Genomic DNA, 20,461 nt, shown 5'->3' with positions numbered 1-20,461 from the left:
GCTTAATTAAGAGTCAGCCGATGTCGGCCGAACATCACCTTGTCTCGAAGTCGACGATCGGACAGCAGGTTGCGAAAGTTGGCGCGATGCGAAACAAACTGCTGAAGCGCTCAACTTTTATTGATCACGCGTGTTGGACGCGACGCACTCCCGTTCCAATCGGGCTGAGCGCAAATTCTCCCGGTTCACAAAACTGAGTCGCTGGAGTAGTGGGGGCGCAGAGAAATCTCCGGTCGCAGCCTTACCCGGTCAAAACAAGGATACCAATGATGAAGACTCTCGCCGTCTGCTCTGGCGGATTGGACTCCGTTTCCCTTGCTCACATGGTGGCAGCGGAGCACGAACTCACCGGCCTTCTATCTTTCGACTATGGCCAACGGCACAGGAAGGAATTGGGCTTCGCCGCTCTTTGCGCGCAGCGACTGAAGGTCCCGCACCAGATCATCGACATCGGCGAAATTGGCCGTGGCCTTTCCGGCTCAGCGCTGACTAGCAGTATCGACGTGCCGGACGGCCACTACGCCGAAGACACGATGAAGATTACGGTGGTGCCGAACCGCAATGCCATCATGTTGGCAATCGCCTTCGGTCTCGCCGCCGCCCACAGCGCCGAAGCGGTGGCGGCGGCCGTGCATGGTGGGGACCATTTCATCTATCCCGATTGCCGTCCGGCCTTCATTGAAGCTTTCCAGACAATGCAAGACCGCGCGCTCGACGGCTATGCGCAGATACGCCTCTATGCACCGTATGTGAATCTCGGAAAAGCTGACATTGTTGCGGATGGCGCAAGATACGGCACCCCGTTTGCTGAGACCTGGTCCTGTTACAAGGGCGGCGTGCGTCACTGCGGACGATGCGGGACCTGCGTCGAGCGGCGCGAAGCGTTCCATCTCGCCGGGCACGCTGATCCCACCGACTACGAGGACGCCGATTTCTGGCTTGAGGCGCTGCGCAGGAGGCGCGCGTAATGTTCCACATCAGCAAGGAATTCCACTTCTCGGCCTCGCATCAGCTCACCTCCTTGCCTCCCAACCATCAATGCGCGCGCCTGCACGGGCATAACTATGTCGTCGTAGTGGAGCTGTCGGCCAAGGAACTGGACGCCCACGGCTTCGTGCGCGACTATCACGATCTGGCGCCGCTCAAACGCTACATTGACGAGAGCTTCGACCATCGGCACCTCAACGACGTGCTGGGACATGAGAAGGTCACGGCGGAATGCCTGGCCAGACATTTCTATGAATGGTGCAAGGCACGTCTGCCGCAGACCGCGGCCGTGCGCGTTAGCGAAACACCGAAAACTTGGGCGGAATACCGTCCGTGACCGACATGCATCCCGCAATCCGTGTGAGCGAGATATTCGGGCCGACTATCCAGGGCGAGGGCGTGCTCATCGGCTTGCCGACGGTGTTCATCAGAACCGGCGGATGTGATTATCGCTGTTCATGGTGCGACAGCCTTCACGCGGTGGACAATCAGTATCGCCATGAATGGCTACCGATGCCGATCGATGCCGTGTGGCAAACCGTCCATGCGCTTTCCGGCGGCAGGCCGGTTATGGTCTCCTTGTCAGGCGGCAACCCGGCCATTCAGCCGTTCGGTCCCCTCATAGAACGAGGCCATCGCGAGGGCTATCGTTTTGCACTGGAAACGCAGGGTTCCGTGGTGAGGGAGTGGTTTGCGGATCTTGACGTGCTGACCCTTAGCCCAAAGCCGCCGTCCAGCGAGATGACGACCCGTTGGGCTGCGTTTGATGCATGCCTCGAAGCGGCGCAAGAGAAGCCGCAAATCGTGCTCAAGCTCGTCGTTTTCGACGAGAGTGACTATGCCTACGCCAAAGAAGTCGCGGCGAGATATCCGCACCTTCCGATCTATCTGCAACCCGGCAATCACACGCCGCCGCTCCCTGGCAGTGAAGACGCCTCTGTCGACTTGGACGGAATAATGATGCGAATGGAATGGCTTGTCGAAAGGGTGACTAGCGACAGGTGGTTCGAAGCCCGCGTGTTGCCGCAGCTGCACGTTCTGCTTTGGGGTAACAAGAGGGCGGTCTAGTCTGTGGCTTGCGTCGCACCGGAAGGCCGGGCTCCAACGGCTTGGCAGGCTCTCTTCGCGTGCCGAGTACAGCCGAGCTTTGTTCGCGTCAGCGGTCTCGCGATTGTGCGGCTGGAAACCGCCCGGACACCCCGCTGCCGGCGTGTGTCACCTTGACTCCGATGAGCTGTCGTCACGCAAAGTTGAAATCCGCAAGAACTGGCCTTCTCGCCCCACCTGCTCCGTCGCAAGCACGTCATCCCCTCATCCTTGTCCAGCTCTTATCGATGTATCTCATTGTCCGGCCTGACGCACGACTGTCAGCATGGGAATGCATCCATTGCGCAAATGCCTTCCATAAAGAAGATCGATTTCCTCATTGGCCCAACGTGAAATATAGCAACGTTTTCGTGGCGTGGGTCGGCTGCGTCGGGAGTAGCGATGAAAACGTATTGGGGTCGCCTGCGTCTCCTTGGGCAGCGAGTGTAAAGTATAGCGATGCGGCCTCCGGCGCGAACGGCAGCCGCGCAGTGATCACCTTCGCCTGTGCCTTTGCGGCGGGGGTCAAGCGCTGGTCTGCTAAAATTTTTTATCGTTTAGCTGGTTGAAACTGCCCCCGTTGCGGGCTGCAGAAGCCGGCCAGCCGAGAAACGGCAGCCGCACTTATGAAAGCACGCCAAGGCGTGCGGGCATCTATCAGTTGCAAAGGACAATACTGGCCGCGCCGATTGGCCATCACGCGTCCATTAGGGCAGCCACCAACATCAGTTCGCAAGAGGAGCAAAAGTAATATGTATCGTCGTCACCTGATCAAAGGGTTGGTTGCGCTCGGCGCATGCCGGATTTGCGTTCAAGCCGCCCAAGCGACCAGTGCCCATTGGGGGTACACCGGTCCGGTCGGACCGGAGCACTGGGCTGATCTGGATAAGGAAAATTTCGTATGCTCTGCCGGCACGCAGCAATCGCCGATCAATATCAACAGCGCGGTCAAGGCGGATATCCCGCATATCGCCATCGGCTGGCACAAGGGCGGCGGCAATATGGTGAACAACGGCCACACCATTCAAATCAATATGCCACAAGGCAGCACGCTGACCCGCGGCGATCGTGTCTACGAACTGGTACAGTTCCATTTCCATGCGCCAAGCGAACATCACGTGGCGGGCAAGAGCTTCCCGATGGAGGTGCATTTCGTTCACAAGGACACGCAAAGTGGTACTCTGGGCGTGCTGGGCGTCTTTTTAACGCCCGGCGCGACAAATGCCAGCTTTGCTGCCCTTGCTGCGGCCTTTCCCGAACTGCCGAATGGGGAGGTGACGATCGACGAGGTGAATCCCAACTGGCTTCTGCCAGCCTCGCTTGGCTATTGGACTTATGAGGGCTCACTGACGACGCCGCCGTGCACCGAAAACGTCGAGTGGATGGTGGCGATGGAACCGGTTGACGTTGATCCGGCAGACATCCAGCGATTTGCCTCACTCTACCCGTCGAACGCGCGCCCTATTCATTCACCCAATCGACGCTTCATCCTGCGCCAGAGTTGAGCGCCGCCCCAGCGGTTCCGCACGGTCCAACATTCTTGGCACAAGTTGGCGCGAAGCCTCCTCTTCCGGTCTGGCGGTCTGACGGCGCTCCCCAAGCTGGCTAGTCTAAATGATAGGGATTCGGTGCCGACACCACTCGTCCCAAATACGTCGCGGCGAGGTTTGTCTGCAACCCGGCAATCACACGCCGCCCCGCCGTGGTAATGAAGACGTCTCTGTCGAGTCCGACGGAATATGATGCGCATGGAACCGCTGGTAGAAAAGGTGACCAGCGACAGGTGGTTCGAAGCCCGCGTCTTGCCGCAGCTGCACGTTCTACTCTGGGGTAACAAGAGGGTAGTGTATACCTTCTCCTAGCTTCGCCGCCAACTACTCGGTTTTCCGAATTGCTCTCTATATTCTTGAAGACGATGCGTTCGTTAAAGACATGTGCTGCGCACCTGGTGTAAAAGCTGCTCTCATCATGCAGAGGTCAAGCCAGTCGGGCTCATCCGAGGCTATGGCCGTGAGCACTGTTCAGTTCGGCAGAGAGGGCGCTTTTGTACACACTTTGCGATCGTGGCGGCCCCGTGGGCAGATCTGCAAGCTGCCGCGACACTAACCTCTCGAAGCCCGCCCGCCCGCCTTTCGTGCAGCTTCCTCTGAACAAAACCACCGCTCGCCCTTCAATAGGTTGATGCGTGTCTCCCAGTAAGATTCCTGTCCAAGAACGTGATAATCTTCTTGCCAGTGTTGTAGCTGATGTTGCCCTTGATGCCGCAGCCTACCGCGGCGGGACCAAACTCAATGGCAAGCAGGCCGGCTAGGATCGTGCAGCCAGTCGCGAGCCTCGCCCACAACGGGGTCTCACGCGCATGAGGGCGCCGACCATGGGTTCGGCGGTTCATACGCGTATAACACGTATCTTTCTGAAAAAATCAATGCTCTCGGCTAAGCTACTGAATTATTTGGCTTCCATATAGCGCGTCGGCGGAACCAACTTGTAGACGGGCTATGAAAGGTTAAGCGCGGATGTCTATCGGCCGCCGGCGTTCCCGCTCTGTAAGCCTGCCTGAACTACCCGCGCCGCGGTCAAGCCCCAGGCTCCTGCTCATCCAGCGACCGCCCGATCAATGGCAGGCTGGAAAGACAAGAGCCGATGTCTTCCGATGGTCTCGCCATCAGCTTTGGGCTAACTTCCCCATTCTCCCGCTTCGAGCTCGACACACGGCGGTTTGGATGGCGCACGACAATCTGTGTCGGCTTTGTCGTGTCCGTGACAGACGCCTGAAAGGCCCGTTCGCGCGTTTTGCCGCCGTCTAAGCGGCTGGAATTTAATGACAAAGTTTCTTCTGGGATCGGCCGATCACGCTGGTACGCTTTTTGCGATGCTTGGTGTGAGGCGGCACGAGCTGCCTATCGGCACTTGTGTCGCGGGCAGTCGCGATAATTAGAACGAAGGAAGGAAAGCTATTATGTCAGGTCTGCGTCAGATCGCCTTTTACGGAAAAGGCGGCATCGGCAAGTCCACCACGTCCCAAAATACGCTCGCTGCCCTTGTCGACCTCGGGCAGAGAATCCTCATCGTAGGATGCGACCCCAAAGCCGATTCCACACGCTTGATCCTGAATTCGAAAGCTCAGGATACCGTCCTGGATCTCGCCGCACAGGAAGGCTCGGTGGAAGACCTCGAACTCCAGGACGTGCTCAAGGTGGGCTACAGAGGCATCAAGTGCGTGGAGTCCGGCGGCCCCGAGCCGGGTGTCGGTTGCGCCGGCCGCGGCGTCATCACCTCGATCAATTTCCTCGAGGAGAATGGCGCTTATGACGATGTCGATTATGTCTCCTATGACGTCCTCGGCGACGTGGTATGCGGCGGCTTCGCCATGCCGATCCGCGAAGGCAAGGCCCAGGAGATCTATATCGTCATGTCCGGCGAGATGATGGCGCTCTATGCCGCCAACAACATCGCCAAGGGCATCCTCAAATATGCCCATTCGGGCGGTGTGCGGCTGGGCGGGCTGATCTGCAATGAACGTCAAACCGACCGCGAACTCGATCTGGCCGAAGCACTGGCTGGCCGATTGAATTCCAAGCTCATCCACTTCGTGCCCCGCGACAACATCGTCCAACATGCCGAACTCAGGAAGATGTCGGTGATCCAGTACGCGCCGGACTCAAAGCAGGCAGGGGAATACCGCGCTCTGGCCGAGAAGATCCACGCCAATTCGGGCCAGGGTACGATCCCGACGCCGATCACCATGGAGGAGCTGGAGGAGATGCTGCTCGACTTCGGCATCATGAAGACCGACGAGCAGATGCTTGCCGAGCTTCACTCCAAGGAAGCGGCGAAGGCGGCGGCCCAGTAGTGACATTAGCGCTGCCATGAATCGGCGCGCCTTGCAGAGAACGGCGCCTATTCTTTGAGGCGTCACCCAACCTTGAAAGGGGGACTCATGAGCCGGGAATACGAGAATGACGGTGCTCTTCATGCGAAGCTTATCGAAGAGGTGCTGTCGCATTATCCCGACAAGGCGGCGAAGCGCCGCAAGAAGCACCTCAACGTCGCAAAGAGCGGCAACGAGGCTGGCGGGGAAAGCGAGGTCCTTTCCGAATGCGACGTCAAATCGAACATCAAGTCCATTCCCGGGGTGATGACGATTCGCGGCTGTGCATATGCTGGTTCGAAAGGCGTGGTGTGGGGGCCAGTCAAGGATATGGTCCATATCTCGCACGGCCCGGTCGGCTGCGGCCAATATTCTTGGTCGCAGCGCCGCAACTACTACGTCGGTACAACGGGCGTCGACACGTTCGGGACAATGCAGTTCACCTCCGATTTCCAGGAGAAGGACATCGTCTTCGGCGGCGACAAGAAGCTGGAACAGATCATTGACGAGATTGAAGTCTTGTTTCCGCTCAACAACGGCATCACCGTGCAGTCCGAATGCCCTATCGGCCTGATTGGCGATGACACCGAGGCCGTTTCTCGCAAAAAGACCAAGGAGTATGACAAGACGATCGTGCCGGTACGCTGCGAGGGCTTCCGCGGCGTCTCGCAGTCGCTTGGCCACCACATCGCCAATGATGCAATCCGGGATTGGGTCTTCGACAAAAAGGATGTCAAGTTCGAGGCCGGCCCCTACGACGTCAACGTCATCGGCGACTACAATATCGGCGGCGATGCCTGGGCCTCGCGCATACTGCTTGAGGAGATAGGGCTGCGCGTGGTTGGCAACTGGTCGGGTGACGCCACACTCGCAGAGATCGAGCGCGCCCCGAAGGCTAAGCTCAATCTTATCCACTGCTACCGGTCGATGAATTACATCTGTCGGCATATGGAGGAAAAGTATGGCGTCGCCTGGATGGAGTACAATTTCTTCGGTCCCTCCCAGATCGAAGCCTCTCTGCGCAACATAGCCAAGCATTTTGGGCCGGAAATCGAGGAGAAGACCGAAAAGGTCATTGCCAAGTACAGGCCGCTTGTTGATGCGGTCATCGCCAAGTACCTGTCGCGCCTGGAAGGAAATACCGTGATGCTCTATGTCGGCGGCCTGCGCCCCCGCCACGTCGTCACGGCCTACGAGGACCTCGGCATGGTCATCGTGGGCACCGGCTATGAATTCGCCCACAGCGACGACTATCAGCGCACCGGCCACTACGTGAAGAACGGCACGCTGATCTACGATGACGTGACCGGCTATGAGTTGGAGAAATTCATCGAAGGGATTCGCCCAAATCTGGTCGGCTCGGGAATCAAAGAAAAATACCCGGTGCAGAAGATGGGCATACCGTTCCGCCAGATGCATTCCTGGGATTATTCAGGCCCGTATCACGGCTACGACGGCTTTGCCATTTTCGCACGTGATGTGGATCTCGCCATTAACAACCCGGTCTGGGACCTATTCCACGCGCCTTGGAAAAGAAGCCGGGGCGATGAGCGGGCGATGGCTGCCGAATAAACATTTGCTTCAGCCCCAGTCTCCCACTGAGACGGTGAACTCCCGCGGCCTCTGATCCGCCGGAGCCTGGAACGTCTTGACGTCCTGAGCTGCCGTCCCGCGCAGCCAGATGCAAAAGAGGTAATCATCATGCCGCAGTCGGCTGAAAAAATTCTCGATCACGCTCCCCTGTTCCGCGAGCCGGAATACAGAAAGATGCTCGCTGAGAAGAAGCTAAACTTCGAATGTCCGCACCCCGATGAAATCGTTTCCGATCAGCGCGATTTCACCCAGACGTGGGAATACCGCGAAAAGAACCTCGCCCGCAAAGCGCTTGTCGTGAACCCGGCCAAGGCCTGCCAGCCGCTGGGTGCGGTATTCGCTGCCGCCGGCTTCGAGCGAACCATGTCCTTCGTCCACGGCAGCCAAGGTTGCGTCGCCTATTACCGCTCGCACCTGTCGCGCCATTTCAAGGAGCCTGCCGCGGCGGTCTCCTCCTCAATGACCGAGGATGCGGCGGTGTTTGGCGGCCTGAAGAACATGGTCGACGGGCTCGCCAACACCTACCAGCTCTACGACCCCAAGATGATTGCCGTGTCGACGACCTGTATGGCAGAGGTCATTGGCGACGACCTGCACAGCTTCATCCAGAACGCCAAGGACGAAGATTCAGTCCCGCGCGACTTCGACGTGCCCTTTGCCCACACCCCGGCCTTCGTTGGCAGTCATGTCGACGGCTATGACAACATGGTCAAAGGCATTTTGGAGCACTTCTGGAAAGGTCAGGAGCGTACGCAAATCGAAGGAACCATCAACATCATTCCGGGCTTCGACGGCTTCTGCGTCGGCAACAACCGGGAGCTCAAGCGCCTGCTCGATGTAATGGGCGTGTCCTATACATTGATCCAGGATGCCTCTGACCAGTTCGATACGCCTTCGGACGGTGAATACCGCATGTATGACGGGGGCACGAAGATCAACGAGGTGAAGAAGGCCCTCAACGCCGAGGCAACGCTTTCGCTGCAGCATCACAACACCCGAAAGACACTGGGCTATTGCGAGGAGGTCGGGCAGGCGACGGCCTCGTTCCACTATCCGCTCGGCGTTCAGGCGACGGACGAATTCCTGATGGAGGTCGCGGCGATTTCCGGCAAGGAGATTCCCGAGGCAATTCGCCTCGAGCGCGGCCGACTGGTAGACGCCATGGCGGACAGCCAATCCTGGCTGCATGGTAAGAAATACGCCATCTACGGTGATCCCGACTTCGTTCACGCAATGGCCCGCTTTGTCATGGAGACCGGCGGCGAGCCAACCCATTGCCTCGCCACCAATGGCACCTCGGCATGGGAAGCCGATTTGAAGAAGCTGCTAGCATCCTCGCCTTTCGGCAAGGCTGCCCAGGTTTGGGCGGGCAAGGACCTGTGGGCGCTGCGCTCGCTGCTCTTTACCGAGCCGGTGGACCTTTTGATCGGCAATTCCTACGGCAAGTACCTGGAGCGCGACACCGGAACGCCGCTGATCCGGCTGATGTTTCCGATCTTCGATCGGCACCATCATCACCGCTTTGCGCTCTTTGGCTACCAGGGCGCGTTGCGCGTGCTGACGACGATCCTCGACAAGATCTTCGACAAACTCGATCGCGAGACGAGCGAGACGGGTGTGACGGATTATTCCTATGACCTCACGCGCTAAGAGCCGTGGCCGGCTTTTCGCCGAGGCCATTCCTTGCCCAATGGACTGGGGAGGCTGAGCGATGTCCTCCCTCAGCGCCAAAATCAAGGACGCCTTCGATGAGCCCGCCTGCGATAAGAACCGTGGCAAAGATGCCAAGGCGCGCAAGGAGGGCTGCTCGAAGTCGCTGACACCAGGGGCGGCAGCCGGCGGCTGCGCCTTTGACGGAGCCAAGATCGTCCTGCAGCCGATCACCGACGTTGCGCATCTGGTCCATGCGCCGCTCGCCTGCGAGGGCAATTCTTGGGACAACCGTGGTGCGGTTTCGTCAGGGCCGACCTTGTGGCGGACAAGCTTCACGACCGACCTCACCGAACTCGACCTGGTGATGGGGCAGGGCGAGCGGAAACTCTTCAAGGCGATCCGCGAGATCAAGCACACATACGCGCCGCCGGCGATCTTCGTCTACTCAACTTGCGTAACGGCGCTGATCGGTGACGACATCGAGGCCGTGTGCAAACGCGCCACGGAAAAGTTCGGTTTGGCCGTGGTGCCGATCAATGCGCCTGGCCTGGCAGGCTCCAAGAACCTCGGCAACAAGCTCGCCGCCGAGGCGTTGCTCGATCATGTCATCGGCACGGTCGAACCCGACGACCCCGGGCCCTACGACATCAACATCCTTGGCGAATTCAACCTCTCGGGCGAATTCTGGCTTGTAAAGCCGCTCCTCGATCGGCTCGGCATCCGGGTGCGCGCCTGCATTCCCGGCGATGCGCGTTACCGCGACATTGCTTCCGCGCACCGCGCCCGGGCGGCAATGATCGTGTGCTCGACCGCGCTGATCAGTCTTGCCCGCAAGATGGAGGAGCGCTGGGACATCCCGTTCTTCGAGGGCTCCTTCTATGGCATCTCCGACACATCGCAAGCTCTTCGCAACCTTGTCAGGCTGCTGGTGAGGAAGGGCGCCGATCCGGAGATCCTCGAGCGCACGGAGACGCTGATCGCGCAGCAGGAGGCGATCGCGTGGAAGAAACTCGAATCCTACCGGCAAAGGCTCCAAGGCAAGCGCGTGCTGCTCAACACAGGCGGTGTGAAGTCCTGGTCGGTTGTCCGTGCGCTGATGGAGATCGGAATCGAGATCGTCGGCACCTCGGTCAAGAAATCTACGGTGCAGGACAAGGAGCGCATCAAACAAGTTCTCAAGCACGACAAGCATATGTTCGAATACATGGCTGCGCGCGAGCTGTACGCCATGCTCTCTGAACACAGGGCCGATATCATGCTGTCGGGCGGTCGCACGCAATTCATTGCGCTCAAGGCCAAGACGCCCTGGCTCGATATCAACCAGGAGCGCCAGCACCCTTATGCCGGCTATGCCGGCATGGTGGAACTCGTACGCCAGATCGACCTCGCCATTCACAATCCGGTCTGGTCTCAGGTGCGCCAGCCGGCCCCGTGGGATTGCCAGCCTGATCTAAAAGACGAACTGCCATGCACGAAGAAGGAGTCCGGGCACCTGTTCGATGAATTCGCCGGCGCGACGGCACACGAGTTCAGCGAGTGTTGAGGCGACCGATGGCCCGCATCCTTCCCCAGACCAAATCCGCGGCGGTGAACCCGCTGAAGTCGTCGCAGCCGCTGGGTGCCGCCTTTGCCTTTCTTGGGGTCGACGGCGCGATGCCGCTGTTCCACGGCAGCCAGGGATGCACAAGCTTCGCGCTCGTGCTCTTCGTACGGCACTTCAAAGAAACGATTCCATTGCAGACAACAGCGATGGATGAGGTGGCGACCATCCTCGGCGCTGCCGACCATCTTGAAGAAGCCATCCTCAACCTCAAGAACCGCACGAAGCCAAAGCTGATCGGGGTGTGCACGACCGCGCTGGTGGAGACGCGTGGCGAAGATTGCGCGAGTGATATTGCGAACATCAAGCTGAAGCACACGCAAGAGCTTGCGGGTACGGAGGTCGTGCTGGCCAACACGCCGGATTTTGACGGCGCGATCGAAGAGGGCTGGGCCAAGGCAGTCACCGCAATGATCAAAGGGATTACAGGCTCGGGCGAACGTGCGCGGCAGCCGAAGAAGATCGCGATCCTGCCCGGATGCAACCTCACTGTCGCCGACATCGAGCATATGCGTGACATGGTTGAAAGCTTTGGGCTCAAGCCGGTTATTCTGCCCGACATTTCAGGCTCGCTCGACGGTACGGTTCCTGACCGCTGGGTAGCGACCACATACGGCGGCACCAGCGTCGAAGACATTCGCGAGTTGGGCACGGCCATGCAATGCATCGCCATCGGTGAGCACATGCGCCGCCCGGCGAAAGCGCTGCACGGGTTGACCGGCGTGCCTTACGTGTTGTTCCAGTCACTGACTGGGCTGCAGGACACGGACCGCTTCGTGTCGCTGCTGTCTGCGATTTCGGGCGCGGCGGTACCGGCCCGCGTGCGCCGGCGCCGGGCGCAATTGCAGGACGCGATGCTCGACGGACATTTCCATTTCGGCGGCAAGAAAATTGCCATCGCTGCCGAACCAGACCAGCTGTTCCAACTTGCGACCTTCTTTGCTGGCCTCGGCTCCGAGATAGCCGCGGCCGTCACAACGACCGACAGGTCTAAAATTCTCGAGAAAGTCCCGGCGGTTTCGGTTCAGATCGGCGATCTCGGCGATCTGGAAAGTCTTGCCGTCGGTGCTGACCTGCTTGTCACGCATTCGCACGGGCGCCAAGCATCGGAGCGGCTCCGAATTCCGCTCATGCGCATCGGGTTCCCGGTCTTCGATCGACTAGGCAGCCAGCACAAGCTCGCAATTCTCTATCAGGGCACCCGCGACATGATCTTCGAGGTCGCCAGCATCTTCCAGGCCAACCAACACGCGCCCACTCCTGAGGCGCTTGATCCACTCCGTAATCGAGAAATATCACGATGAACGCTGTTCGCCGCCTCTCGCTGGTCAGTAGTGAGGTTTTCGCCCCGATGCCTGAACGACGTAAGGGCGCATTGCGCGTTGCGATCGCCACTCAGGACATGCAGGACCTCAACGCCCATTTCGGGTCGGCCAGGCGCTTTGCTGTCTACGACGTGACGCGCGAGGAATGGAATCTCGTAGAAGCCGTGGCCTTCGATGACGTGTCCGATGAAAGCGGGGAGCATCGGGCCGAGCGCGATGATCGCATCACGCCAAAGGTGGATGCGCTCAAGGGCTGTCAGATCCTGTTTTGTCTGGCAATTGGCGGCCCTTCGGCAGCCAAGCTTGTCGCGGCAAAAATCCACCCGATCAAAGTGGCGGAGCCCCAATCGATCCCACAGGTGCTCTTGCGCACGCAGATGATGCTCAGGACGTGTCCTCCGCCTTGGCTGCGCAAGGTGCTGGCGCGAGCGGGCATTGCCGAAAAGAAACCGTCCTTCGAGGACGAGGACTGAAAAGAGGAGGACGCCAATGCCTGACCCCGCAATCCCCCCAGCTGTCGCCGAAGACGAGGCGGCTCTTTGCACCCCGTTCGTCAAATGCCTCGTGCGGCTGATCCGTTCTCAGGATTCCTATGGCTCGTGGGAACGCAAAGCGGACGCTGAGCTGCTGGGCGACTTCATCATTACCAAGGAACAGCGCCGAGGGATCCCAATCATCGGAGATCCCGATCCCGACGTGCTGTGGAGGCTCGACAAGTACTACGCCGCCATCGGGCTTGCGATCGAGGAGCGCTGCGGCCTTATGGCATCGCCGATGATCCAGGTGAGCCATGAGGGTTTTGGTCGGGTGCTTTTCACGACCGGACGGCTGGTCGTTTTGTCCAAAACGCTGCGCGATGTCCACCGGTTTGGCTTCGAGACGCTCCTGAAGCTCGCCACGGCCGGTACGAAGCTGGTCGACGATGCGATTTCAGTCATCGAAACCTTTCCCCACGTGGCGCTGGCATGATGGGCGCGATTTTCGAGAAAGGCCATCATGACGGACCCGAGAAACTATGTTGGCCAGTCCCCTCGATCCAGGGACTCGAGGCCGACCAGGTTGTTGGGGTATCGCCGATGAAGAAGCCGCTGGTCCTGATCTGCTCGCAAGATGCCGAGTTCTATCTGCTCTACAGCCACATACTGGAGGTTGACGGTTTCAGCAGTGAGACGGCAGACGGCGCGAAGGCTGCGCTGGCCTTGGCCGAACAACGGGAGCTTCAGGCCGTAGTGCTGGATTGCGACCCAGCCAGCATAAACGGGTCCGCAATTTGCGCCCACCTCAAGCGGGAACCGCGCACCACCGACCTGCCTATCATCGCCCTGATCGCGCCTGGCGCCGAGCACCAGCACCTCGATCTCTTGAAGGCAGGCGTTGAGAGCTTTGTGCGGCCGGTGGCTCCGGCCAAGCTGCTCGACTGCCTGCGGGCGAGGCTCGGGCTGACCAAGCGTGGTCCGAACGGGGTTGAAAACGACAGTTGGATTTGTTGTGGAGGCCTGGAGATGAAGCTCGATGCCCATCGGGTTCGCGGTAATGGCCACGACATCCATCTCGGACGGATCGATTTCAACGTGCTGCGGCTTATGATTGAGGCCCCCGGCAAGGTCTTCAGCCGGGACGAGCTTATCGGGGCGGCCTGGCTGCCCAACATTCATGTCGGTGCACGCACCGTCGATGTCCATATCAGCCGAATCAGGAGGGCGCTGAAAACGGCCTTGCCCGGCAGCGTCATTCGCACCGTCAGGTCGGCCGGCTACTCGCTCGAGAAGCCGGACGACTGAAATCGGTGATCGAACGTGGTGCCGCTCTCTCTTCCTCCTGAGAGCGGTGTTGCCGCTTTGAGGCGCTCCTAACGAAGACCAGGAGAAGCAGGCAAATGGAATTTAAAAGCATATTCAGTGTGACGGGTGCTGATCATTCTGATGAGGACCTCACAACAGCTGCCGGACTGTGTGCCGAGGTCGGCGCGCACCTATCGGTACTCATTATACCGCCTCCATTGCTCTTGATGTCGTCTCCGCCCCCCGAATGGAATACAGGACGTGCACAGGCAATTGCAGTACCGAACTATCGATTTCAGCAAATCGAGAAATTTTCACAGGACGTGACCAGAATGGAAAGACGGTCCGCGGATATCCTCAAAAGGCTGAAAGCTATGTCGCTTTCCTGTGACGTTGACACCGACTATTGCGATCCGGCTAGCCTCGGTGAAGTGGCACGACAGCGGGCGCTCTGCGCTGACCTGACGATCGTTGGAGGAGACCTCCTCAACGATGAGACTCTCGGACCTCCTGTTGTCAACGGCTGCTTGTTCGATAGCGGAAAGCCGGTGCTCATCGTGCCGAAGGGCGTTAAGGCGACGCTGTCGCCTCGACGCGTGCTGGTCGGCTGGGATTCGCGTGTAGAGGCCTCGCGTGCGGTTCGGGAAGCTCTTAGTATCCTATCCGCTGCCAAGGAAGTCTGTGTCGCTATGGTCGATCCAAAGGCGCAAAACAACGGGAAAGGCGCGCAGTCTGGAGCTGACATCGCTGCCTATCTTACTCGGCACGGTGCTCGGGTCTCCGTTGACCTGCTTAAGAGCGCCGGCAAATCGGCGGGCACAGTGCTGACCCAGCACGCGAACGACATCTGTGCTGACATGATGGTTATGGGTGCTTATGGCAGCCGTGGGCTGCGTGAGCGGATTTTCGGCGGTCCGCCGAGCTGGAGCTTTGGGAAGACCACATTGCCGCTGTTTTTGGCTCGCTGATCAGCTCCGTAGGAACACCGATCAGGTCGTAGGACCGCCAACCAGTCCGAAGTCGTCGTCGGTTACCGGTCGGATTGCGGAGACATGGCTGGATCCGCGAACATCTTGCGACGCTTGTCAGAGCCAAACCGGACGCCTCGACTGCTTCACGACGCTCTCGTGAACCAACTCGTGCGAGATCGTCCGCAACGGGCAGTAAAGACGAACGGCTGCAGCAGACCGCAGCCAAGCCACAGGGCGGGTGTACCAGGAGACCCCGCCTCGTGCGCGAACCCTGTTGGAAGGCCCCTTATCAGTACCCGGACGCGCGTCAAATCGGCGGCTGTCCCTGTCAGCCTGCGGTGTGCAAGGGCCGCTGCCGCGGAGCTTCCCCTGCCCGATCGTCGGGCGTGCGACAATGTCGGATTCCAGACGAGCTGGAACTGCGCGAACTCGTTGGTTTGACAGGTCTTTATCCGGCACGCCGCATGCATGGGAGTCTCCGAAAGCATTAAGAGCCGTTATCCATGGTTACGCCCCTCGAAAGAAAGAGCCGCTTCCGTCGTGGCAGGGAAACAGCCACTCCTGGGGTGGAGGCCGGCGCTAGAAGCCGCCGTAAGATCCGGAAGAGCCGCGCGACAGCATCACACACTTTCCTTCTGCTCTTGGGTTCGGATCACGCCGCGCCGCTGTCGATGCCGCCGACATTGAGCCCAAGACCTGGAAGGCGGCACACGCTTTTGCTGTCCTCTCAGTCGGGACCGCGGCTCAAGCATGCCTGTGAGGTTCGCATTGCTCAATGCCCGGCAATCGACGTCAACATGCCGCTGAGTTGGAAAACACTCCTAGAGGAGTAAGGATAAGTGGACCTCTTTTGTATTGGTGTGGGTGCTGGACCATCTAATTTGAGCCTTGCGTGTCAGATACAGGAAGAGATTGCGCAAGGGGCACTGTTCCTGGACCGGGAGGTCGATTTCCGAGGACATCCAGGCAGCGCTTTCGATTGCGCGGAGCTCCAGGTCGGCCACTTCCAGGATCTGGTTACTCTGGTCAATCCGCGATCAGCCTACACATTCGTAAACTACCTCCACGAGAACGGGCGTCTTTACAATTTCCTCAATGCGCAATTTCACGGGGTGCTTAGAGCCGAGTTCGCCCAATATCTCAACTGGGCGTTCCAGAAGAATCCGCTTGTCCGTGGCGGCGAGGCCGTTCGCGAAATCCGCTTTGACGGCGAGTTTCGCGTGCGGACGGACAACGCGGTCCTTGATGCAAGAAACCTCGTCATCGACATAGGCAAGCAGGCGCAAATTCCGCCTCAGTTTCATGGCTGGACTGGACCCAACCTGTTCCACTCATCTGAGTTGGCCCACATCAATCCTGAGGTGCAAAAAAAGCATGTCTGCGTTGTTGGCGGCGGACAGTCGGGAGCCGAGCTGCTACTGCACCTTGTCGGCCGGCCGAAAGAACGGCGGCCCGCGGCGATCACATGGGTCTTGACGCGCGAGATGCCTTTCGACGACCACGCGTTCACAAACGGGCTGTTCACGCCATGCTTCTCGGATCGTTTTGCTGCGATGAGCGAGGTGCATCGACAGCTGTTCCTGCGGCGTTTCGCGCTTGCCTCCGAGGGCATTTCAGAAAGCAAGTTGCGCGCGGTCTATCAGGCGCTCTACCACCACGCCTTTCTCGAGCCACACCAATGCGAGATCACATTGCGGCCAAGTTGCAACGTGTCGCGCTGCATCAATGCCGGAGCAGGGCACAGGCTCACGCTGCAACGCGGCTTGGACAACATCGGAGAAGTAACCGCCGATATCGTCATCCTGGCCACCGGGTACGAGAAACCGCTGCCGGGTTTCCTAGAACCGATCGCAGATCGCCTCGAACAGATCGGCAATGAGCTCGCCATCGGCGAGGATTTTTCGGTGTACTGGGACGGACCGCGAGACCGACGCCTTTTCGTTCAGAACGCCTGCCTTGGACAGCGCGGGCTGGCTGATCCGAACTTTGGGCTGCTGGCCTGGCGAGCGCGCCGCATCCTTGACAGCCTTCTGCGGCGCGCGCCATGCGCCAATCCCGAGCATCTAGGGTTCATCAACCGTCCCTTGACGGAGTGCTGGCCCGACCTCGGAGTCGAACAAATGGGCAGCGGGATATGATTCGTCGATATTGATGATCGGCGGTGGCATTCAGGAAAGATTTCCGCCTCTGGCGGCAAAAGCGGGACGAGCAATATTCCTACGGCGTCAGATCGCTCTGCTCGCGCTTGAGCAAGGTAGCGTCGCGCGACTCCTGCTTGGCGTGAAACAGCAAAGGGCATTCAATCACGATGCAGCTTTACGTGCTGTCGGGCTCAACGCCACGTGGATCGAGCCCAACGCCGCCGTTGGCAACCGCGACGCGAATTATGACGCCGGGCCACATGCGGCGGTGGCTGCAAGGGTACCGAGCCTCTCCCGCACTTTCGACCCCATCGCCGAAGTGCGACTACTCCAGGACGCCGAAGCCGGTCTTATCGCCAGCGGGCCAGCCAAACTCTCACCTTCCTAAACGGCAGCCGCTAAGGTGAGCCGTCGAAAGCCGACATTCAGGTTAACGTCAGCTGGCCGTGTTAGGGCTCGCTTATTCAAGGCGGTACCGGCGCTTGCCGAAGCTAAGAAGGGTTGGCATGCCCTTTGCCGTGCTTGATGTGCGGCAACACGGTGAGAGCTCCGCTGAAGCAAGCGAGAGGGAGCAATGCCCTCGAGACCGTGTCCGATTTTGACTGGAAAATATTCCGCGACAAAAGAGACGAAAGGTGTGGAATGACTTTGGACACCAAGATGGAACTGCGTATGGGGTCCCCGGCTCCTGCGCTGAAAGTGGAGAACTGGCTGCGTGGCGAGCCCCTCACGAGCCTTCGGCCCGGCAAGGTCTACCTCGTTGAATTTTGGGCGACTTGGTGCCGACCATGTGTCCACGCCATGCCCCATTTGATCGAACTGCAGGAGAAATATAAAGACAGCGGATTTGAGATTATCGGAGTCGCAGCTTGCGAAAAGGCTGCAACCGCGGACGAAGCGCGGACCAACGTGGATGCCTGGCTGACCGAGAAGTTCCCGAATCTGAATTATCGGACAGCGTTCGATTGCACTGGCGAAATGAAAAAGCTCTGGCTGGAACCCAGCTCTTCGTTCGGGATTCCCACCTCGTTCGTGGTCGACCGCGACGGCCACATCGCTTATATCGGCCACCCGGCACCTCTCGATGACGTTTTGCCGAAAGTCCTTAACGGCAGCTGGCGCAGCAGCTATGAAGCGAAAGCCGTCGATGCAAAGCGAATCTCGCGTGTGCGCGAATCGTCGCTGAGTCAGCCGATATACGCCAAACTTGGGCCGGCGATGCAGGACGAGGATTGGGCAGCGGCACTATTGGCCATCGAAGAAGGCCTCGCCGTGATGCCAGACTCTTTTGATTTTCGGCGGGTTCATGCGGATATTCTGCTTCACAAGCTGCGCGACATCAAAACCGGCTTGCCGCTTATGCGCGAATTGGTCGAGGACGCGATCAACAAAAAGTTCGAAGCGATGTCTTGGGTGGTGATGGCGCTGAACCAACTCTTCCATCCCACGATCGACAACTCCCATCTTCCGCATGATGATCGCTTTGCGATGGGCAAGGAGCTCTCCGAACAGATCCTGGAACTTAATCCTCCGCAAGGCGATGGAGACTTTAAATTCGGGTGTTACTTTCCGGTCGCTCAGTATTATTACGAGAGCGGCAACAAGGACCGGGCGATCGAGTTGATCGAGGTGGCAATCAAATCGCTGGACCATTCGGAGCCAGTGCCGGACCAAACCAAACAGCGCTACCTCACCTCGTTGCTCCAAGCCCTGGCCAACTACACGGGTGAGCCTGCCTGTCACGCGGGTCTCTGTGTGGCTCCGCAAAACAAGACTTCCGAAACTCAAAACGCTGTCACTTCCTGAGCAAGGATCGCGAAGGGCATGACAATTGGAATTGAACACCGGCAAATCCGCCCGCCCAGGCGCACTTCGCAGCAATAACGTCGATGCCGCAAAAGTGCGCGGCTTGCGGCAGGTGGAATTTCCATTGCGTTTACCTCGGGTCGAACCGCGGCGCAGGCGTTCGCGCCGCGGTGAAAGGTCTCGCATTGGTGGACGTGCTCGAGGTCGGCCACGGGACACTGTTGCGTGGGATCGGCTCGCCCAAGCCATTCCCCGCCCACGCAAGCGCCCGAACCACACATCGCAGAAAAAGAGATCGTCCTTCAAGAGGAGTACTGAAATTGGGGAAAAGCGAAATTCCTCATGAACCGGTTGGCCCTGCTGTCCACGGGGACGACGAGGCCCTTGCTTCCCCGTTCGTCAAATGCCTCCTGCGGCTCATTCGTACTCAGGATTCCTTCGGCTTATGGGAAGGCCATTCGGATGCCGAGCTGCTGGCCGAGTTCATCATCACCAAGCAACAGCAACGTGCGGTACCCTTTGGCGGCGATCCCGATCCTGACGCGCTGTGGAGGCTCGACATGTTTTACACCGCCGTAGCGCTTGCGATCGAGGAGCGCTCCGGCGTGTCGACGTCGCCGACAATAGAAATGAAACCCGTGGGGGCTTCCGGCGGTTGGGCGTTCTGTCGAGACGTCCACCGGTTCGGCTTCGAGACTTTCCGCAAACTTGCTGAGGCCGGTACGAAACTGGTCGACGATGCGACTGCAGCCATTGAAGCCTAGCCCGAGATGGAGCGCATCAAGAAACCATTGTTCCAGGAAGGATCTATGTCAGACCTAGATAGGATGAGGAAAAAAGTCTGAAAGCTCCAGTTGCGTGCAGCTATTGCCAAGATGGCATTGCAGGACCTCGTCGAGGGTCTGCCGGGCAAGTGGGCCGACATACAGGAAGTCGCCGAGAAAACCCAAGCCGTTTATGCCGAGTTGGATGTTGCCAAGAGAGAACTCGCTTCAATGAAGAATTTAGGATGATGCGCACATTCACCACCCGTGACGGCTCCATTTGGATGCCGCCGTACCTGACCTCCATCGATAGCAAATCTGCATCGGCTGCTGCCGTTGTTTCAAGGTCTGCTCGCGCGATGTCATGCATCTTCACGGCGTTGATGATGCGGGTGAAATCCTCGCCCCTGCGATGACGAGGACGACGATTTCGACGGCAAGCTCAATCGCATGATCATGGTTGTCGATGATGCCGGCCGCTGCATAGGCTGCGGAGCCTGCGGCCGCGTCTGCCCCAAGAACTGCCAGACGCATGTTCCGGCCGACGAGCTCGCAACATGATCTGGCGAAAACCAGGGGAGCGGCGTGCACTTCATCTTTTTGTCGGCTCGTGGGGCTGGTCCTGTGCAGCAATGCGTCGATGGTTTACTTCGCTTTGGATTCGCTCCGTGTGGCAGTCGTCACGACGCTGGCCTGTTCGCTGCTGCTTCAGGCCGGCTACTTCGGCCGCGTGCTCTTTCTGATCTGGCAGTCCTCTAGCCGCGCTCGTGGAACTCGCCACAGGGGCCAGCATGCCGATGGTTACAGGAAAGCTCGGGTACCAGTCGTCTGACTCTGATCAACTGCGGAATGCAATTTTCAGCTGTGTCCCGGCTTGGTCGAA

The 20,461-nt window shown here is 59.0% G+C and carries 19 protein-coding genes and 2 pseudogenes; all 21 read left to right on the top strand.

The annotated features are described in order from the left end of the window. The first annotated feature begins 269 nt into the window (after positions 1 to 269). Positions 270 to 968, top strand: a complete 699-nt coding sequence (gene queC / locus EJ076_RS01945; protein ID WP_063170389.1) for a 7-cyano-7-deazaguanine synthase QueC — start codon at positions 270 to 272, stop codon at positions 966 to 968. Next, complete coding sequence (gene queD, locus EJ076_RS01940) at positions 968 to 1,324, top strand: 6-carboxytetrahydropterin synthase QueD (protein ID WP_063169374.1); 357 nt, start codon at positions 968 to 970, stop codon at positions 1,322 to 1,324. Before queC ends, queD begins: the two co-directional genes overlap by 1 nt. Positions 1,325 to 1,329: 5 nt before the next feature. Further along, a complete protein-coding gene (gene queE, locus EJ076_RS01935; protein ID WP_164548811.1) occupies positions 1,330 to 2,055 on the top strand; it encodes a 7-carboxy-7-deazaguanine synthase QueE in 726 nt (241 codons plus the stop codon). Between the two features lie 770 nt (positions 2,056 to 2,825). Beyond that, complete coding sequence (locus EJ076_RS01930; RefSeq protein ID WP_063169372.1) at positions 2,826 to 3,578, top strand: carbonic anhydrase; 753 nt, start codon at positions 2,826 to 2,828, stop codon at positions 3,576 to 3,578. Positions 3,579 to 3,738: 160 nt separating this feature from the next. Next, a pseudogene (locus EJ076_RS35620) lies at positions 3,739 to 3,935 on the top strand (7-carboxy-7-deazaguanine synthase QueE); the annotation flags it as partial. Between the two features lie 1,097 nt (positions 3,936 to 5,032). After that, positions 5,033 to 5,926, top strand: coding sequence for a nitrogenase iron protein (gene nifH, locus EJ076_RS01915; protein ID WP_024505261.1), 894 nt, complete (start codon positions 5,033 to 5,035; stop codon positions 5,924 to 5,926). An 87-nt stretch (positions 5,927 to 6,013) separates the two neighbouring features. Then, positions 6,014 to 7,516: a nitrogenase molybdenum-iron protein alpha chain gene (gene nifD, locus EJ076_RS01910; protein ID WP_024505262.1), complete on the top strand. Its 1,503-nt coding sequence runs from the start codon at positions 6,014 to 6,016 to the stop codon at positions 7,514 to 7,516. Between the two features lie 129 nt (positions 7,517 to 7,645). Next, a complete protein-coding gene (gene nifK, locus EJ076_RS01905; RefSeq protein ID WP_024505263.1) occupies positions 7,646 to 9,187 on the top strand; it encodes a nitrogenase molybdenum-iron protein subunit beta in 1,542 nt (513 codons plus the stop codon). 61 nt (positions 9,188 to 9,248) lie between these two features. After that, on the top strand, positions 9,249 to 10,733 hold the full coding sequence (nifE, locus tag EJ076_RS01900; protein WP_024505264.1) for a nitrogenase iron-molybdenum cofactor biosynthesis protein NifE: 1,485 nt from the start codon (positions 9,249 to 9,251) through the stop codon (positions 10,731 to 10,733). Between the two features lie 8 nt (positions 10,734 to 10,741). Further along, positions 10,742 to 12,094 (top strand): nitrogenase iron-molybdenum cofactor biosynthesis protein NifN, encoded by a 1,353-nt coding sequence (gene nifN / locus EJ076_RS01895; protein ID WP_024505265.1) that lies wholly within the window; start codon positions 10,742 to 10,744, stop codon positions 12,092 to 12,094. Further along, positions 12,091 to 12,588, top strand: a complete 498-nt coding sequence (nifX, locus tag EJ076_RS01890; protein ID WP_063169371.1) for a nitrogen fixation protein NifX — start codon at positions 12,091 to 12,093, stop codon at positions 12,586 to 12,588. Before nifN ends, nifX begins: the two co-directional genes overlap by 4 nt. Positions 12,589 to 12,604: 16 nt before the next feature. Continuing rightward, a complete protein-coding gene (locus tag EJ076_RS01885; protein ID WP_024505267.1) occupies positions 12,605 to 13,084 on the top strand; it encodes a NifX-associated nitrogen fixation protein in 480 nt (159 codons plus the stop codon). 107 nt (positions 13,085 to 13,191) lie between these two features. Next, positions 13,192 to 13,896: a response regulator transcription factor gene (locus tag EJ076_RS01880; protein ID WP_224571202.1), complete on the top strand. Its 705-nt coding sequence runs from the start codon at positions 13,192 to 13,194 to the stop codon at positions 13,894 to 13,896. Positions 13,897 to 13,991: 95 nt separating this feature from the next. Further along, positions 13,992 to 14,864, top strand: coding sequence for a universal stress protein (locus EJ076_RS01875; protein WP_063169369.1), 873 nt, complete (start codon positions 13,992 to 13,994; stop codon positions 14,862 to 14,864). Between the two features lie 842 nt (positions 14,865 to 15,706). Beyond that, the gene (locus EJ076_RS01870) at positions 15,707 to 17,005 is read left to right on the top strand and encodes a SidA/IucD/PvdA family monooxygenase (RefSeq protein WP_063169368.1); all 1,299 of its coding nucleotides are present in this window, start codon (positions 15,707 to 15,709) and stop codon (positions 17,003 to 17,005) included. A gap of 13 nt (positions 17,006 to 17,018) precedes the next feature. Next, on the top strand, positions 17,019 to 17,396 hold the full coding sequence (locus tag EJ076_RS01865) for a hypothetical protein (protein ID WP_024505270.1): 378 nt from the start codon (positions 17,019 to 17,021) through the stop codon (positions 17,394 to 17,396). A gap of 272 nt (positions 17,397 to 17,668) precedes the next feature. Further along, a complete protein-coding gene (locus EJ076_RS01860; RefSeq protein WP_063170388.1) occupies positions 17,669 to 18,814 on the top strand; it encodes a TlpA disulfide reductase family protein in 1,146 nt (381 codons plus the stop codon). A gap of 320 nt (positions 18,815 to 19,134) precedes the next feature. After that, positions 19,135 to 19,578, top strand: a complete 444-nt coding sequence (locus EJ076_RS01855; protein WP_224571203.1) for a DUF269 domain-containing protein — start codon at positions 19,135 to 19,137, stop codon at positions 19,576 to 19,578. 90 nt (positions 19,579 to 19,668) lie between these two features. After that, a complete protein-coding gene (locus tag EJ076_RS01850; RefSeq protein WP_224571204.1) occupies positions 19,669 to 19,827 on the top strand; it encodes a CCE_0567 family metalloprotein in 159 nt (52 codons plus the stop codon). Next, positions 19,824 to 20,139 (top strand): annotated as a pseudogene (gene fdxB / locus EJ076_RS01845) (ferredoxin III, nif-specific). Before EJ076_RS01850 ends, fdxB begins: the two are co-directional and overlap by 4 nt. Next, positions 20,111 to 20,410 carry an exopolysaccharide production repressor protein gene (locus EJ076_RS36095; protein ID WP_082826585.1) on the top strand — a complete coding sequence of 100 codons (300 nt, stop codon included), beginning with the start codon at positions 20,111 to 20,113 and terminating at the stop codon, positions 20,408 to 20,410. Before fdxB ends, EJ076_RS36095 begins: the two are co-directional and overlap by 29 nt. Positions 20,411 to 20,461: the final 51 nt, after the last annotated feature.

The organism is Mesorhizobium sp. M7D.F.Ca.US.005.01.1.1 (genome assembly GCF_003952545.1).
Taxonomy (GTDB): Bacteria; Pseudomonadota; Alphaproteobacteria; order Rhizobiales; family Rhizobiaceae; genus Mesorhizobium; species Mesorhizobium loti.
Note: the sequence above shows the minus strand (reverse complement) of the source record. Positions and strands in the feature narration are given on the sequence as shown.

Bases quoted from the DNA above. Each gene is read 5' to 3' on its own strand.
- queC (WP_063170389.1), top strand. From the start codon at position 270: ATGAAGACTCTCGCCGTCTGCTCTGGCGGATTGGACTCCGTTTCCCTT.
- EJ076_RS01865 (WP_024505270.1), top strand. From the start codon at position 17,019: ATGATCGGCGGTGGCATTCAGGAAAGATTTCCGCCTCTGGCGGCAAAA.
- nifE (WP_024505264.1), top strand. From the start codon at position 9,249: ATGTCCTCCCTCAGCGCCAAAATCAAGGACGCCTTCGATGAGCCCGCC.
- nifD (WP_024505262.1), top strand. From the start codon at position 6,014: ATGAGCCGGGAATACGAGAATGACGGTGCTCTTCATGCGAAGCTTATC.
- EJ076_RS01885 (WP_024505267.1), top strand. From the start codon at position 12,605: ATGCCTGACCCCGCAATCCCCCCAGCTGTCGCCGAAGACGAGGCGGCT.
- queD (WP_063169374.1), top strand. From the start codon at position 968: ATGTTCCACATCAGCAAGGAATTCCACTTCTCGGCCTCGCATCAGCTC.
- nifH (WP_024505261.1), top strand. From the start codon at position 5,033: ATGTCAGGTCTGCGTCAGATCGCCTTTTACGGAAAAGGCGGCATCGGC.
- nifN (WP_024505265.1), top strand. From the start codon at position 10,742: ATGGCCCGCATCCTTCCCCAGACCAAATCCGCGGCGGTGAACCCGCTG.
- nifK (WP_024505263.1), top strand. From the start codon at position 7,646: ATGCCGCAGTCGGCTGAAAAAATTCTCGATCACGCTCCCCTGTTCCGC.
- EJ076_RS01880 (WP_224571202.1), top strand. From the start codon at position 13,192: ATGAAGAAGCCGCTGGTCCTGATCTGCTCGCAAGATGCCGAGTTCTAT.
- EJ076_RS01875 (WP_063169369.1), top strand. From the start codon at position 13,992: ATGGAATTTAAAAGCATATTCAGTGTGACGGGTGCTGATCATTCTGAT.
- nifX (WP_063169371.1), top strand. From the start codon at position 12,091: ATGAACGCTGTTCGCCGCCTCTCGCTGGTCAGTAGTGAGGTTTTCGCC.
- queE (WP_164548811.1), top strand. From the start codon at position 1,330: ATGCATCCCGCAATCCGTGTGAGCGAGATATTCGGGCCGACTATCCAG.
- EJ076_RS36095 (WP_082826585.1), top strand. From the start codon at position 20,111: ATGTTCCGGCCGACGAGCTCGCAACATGATCTGGCGAAAACCAGGGGA.
- EJ076_RS01860 (WP_063170388.1), top strand. From the start codon at position 17,669: ATGGAACTGCGTATGGGGTCCCCGGCTCCTGCGCTGAAAGTGGAGAAC.
- EJ076_RS01930 (WP_063169372.1), top strand. From the start codon at position 2,826: ATGTATCGTCGTCACCTGATCAAAGGGTTGGTTGCGCTCGGCGCATGC.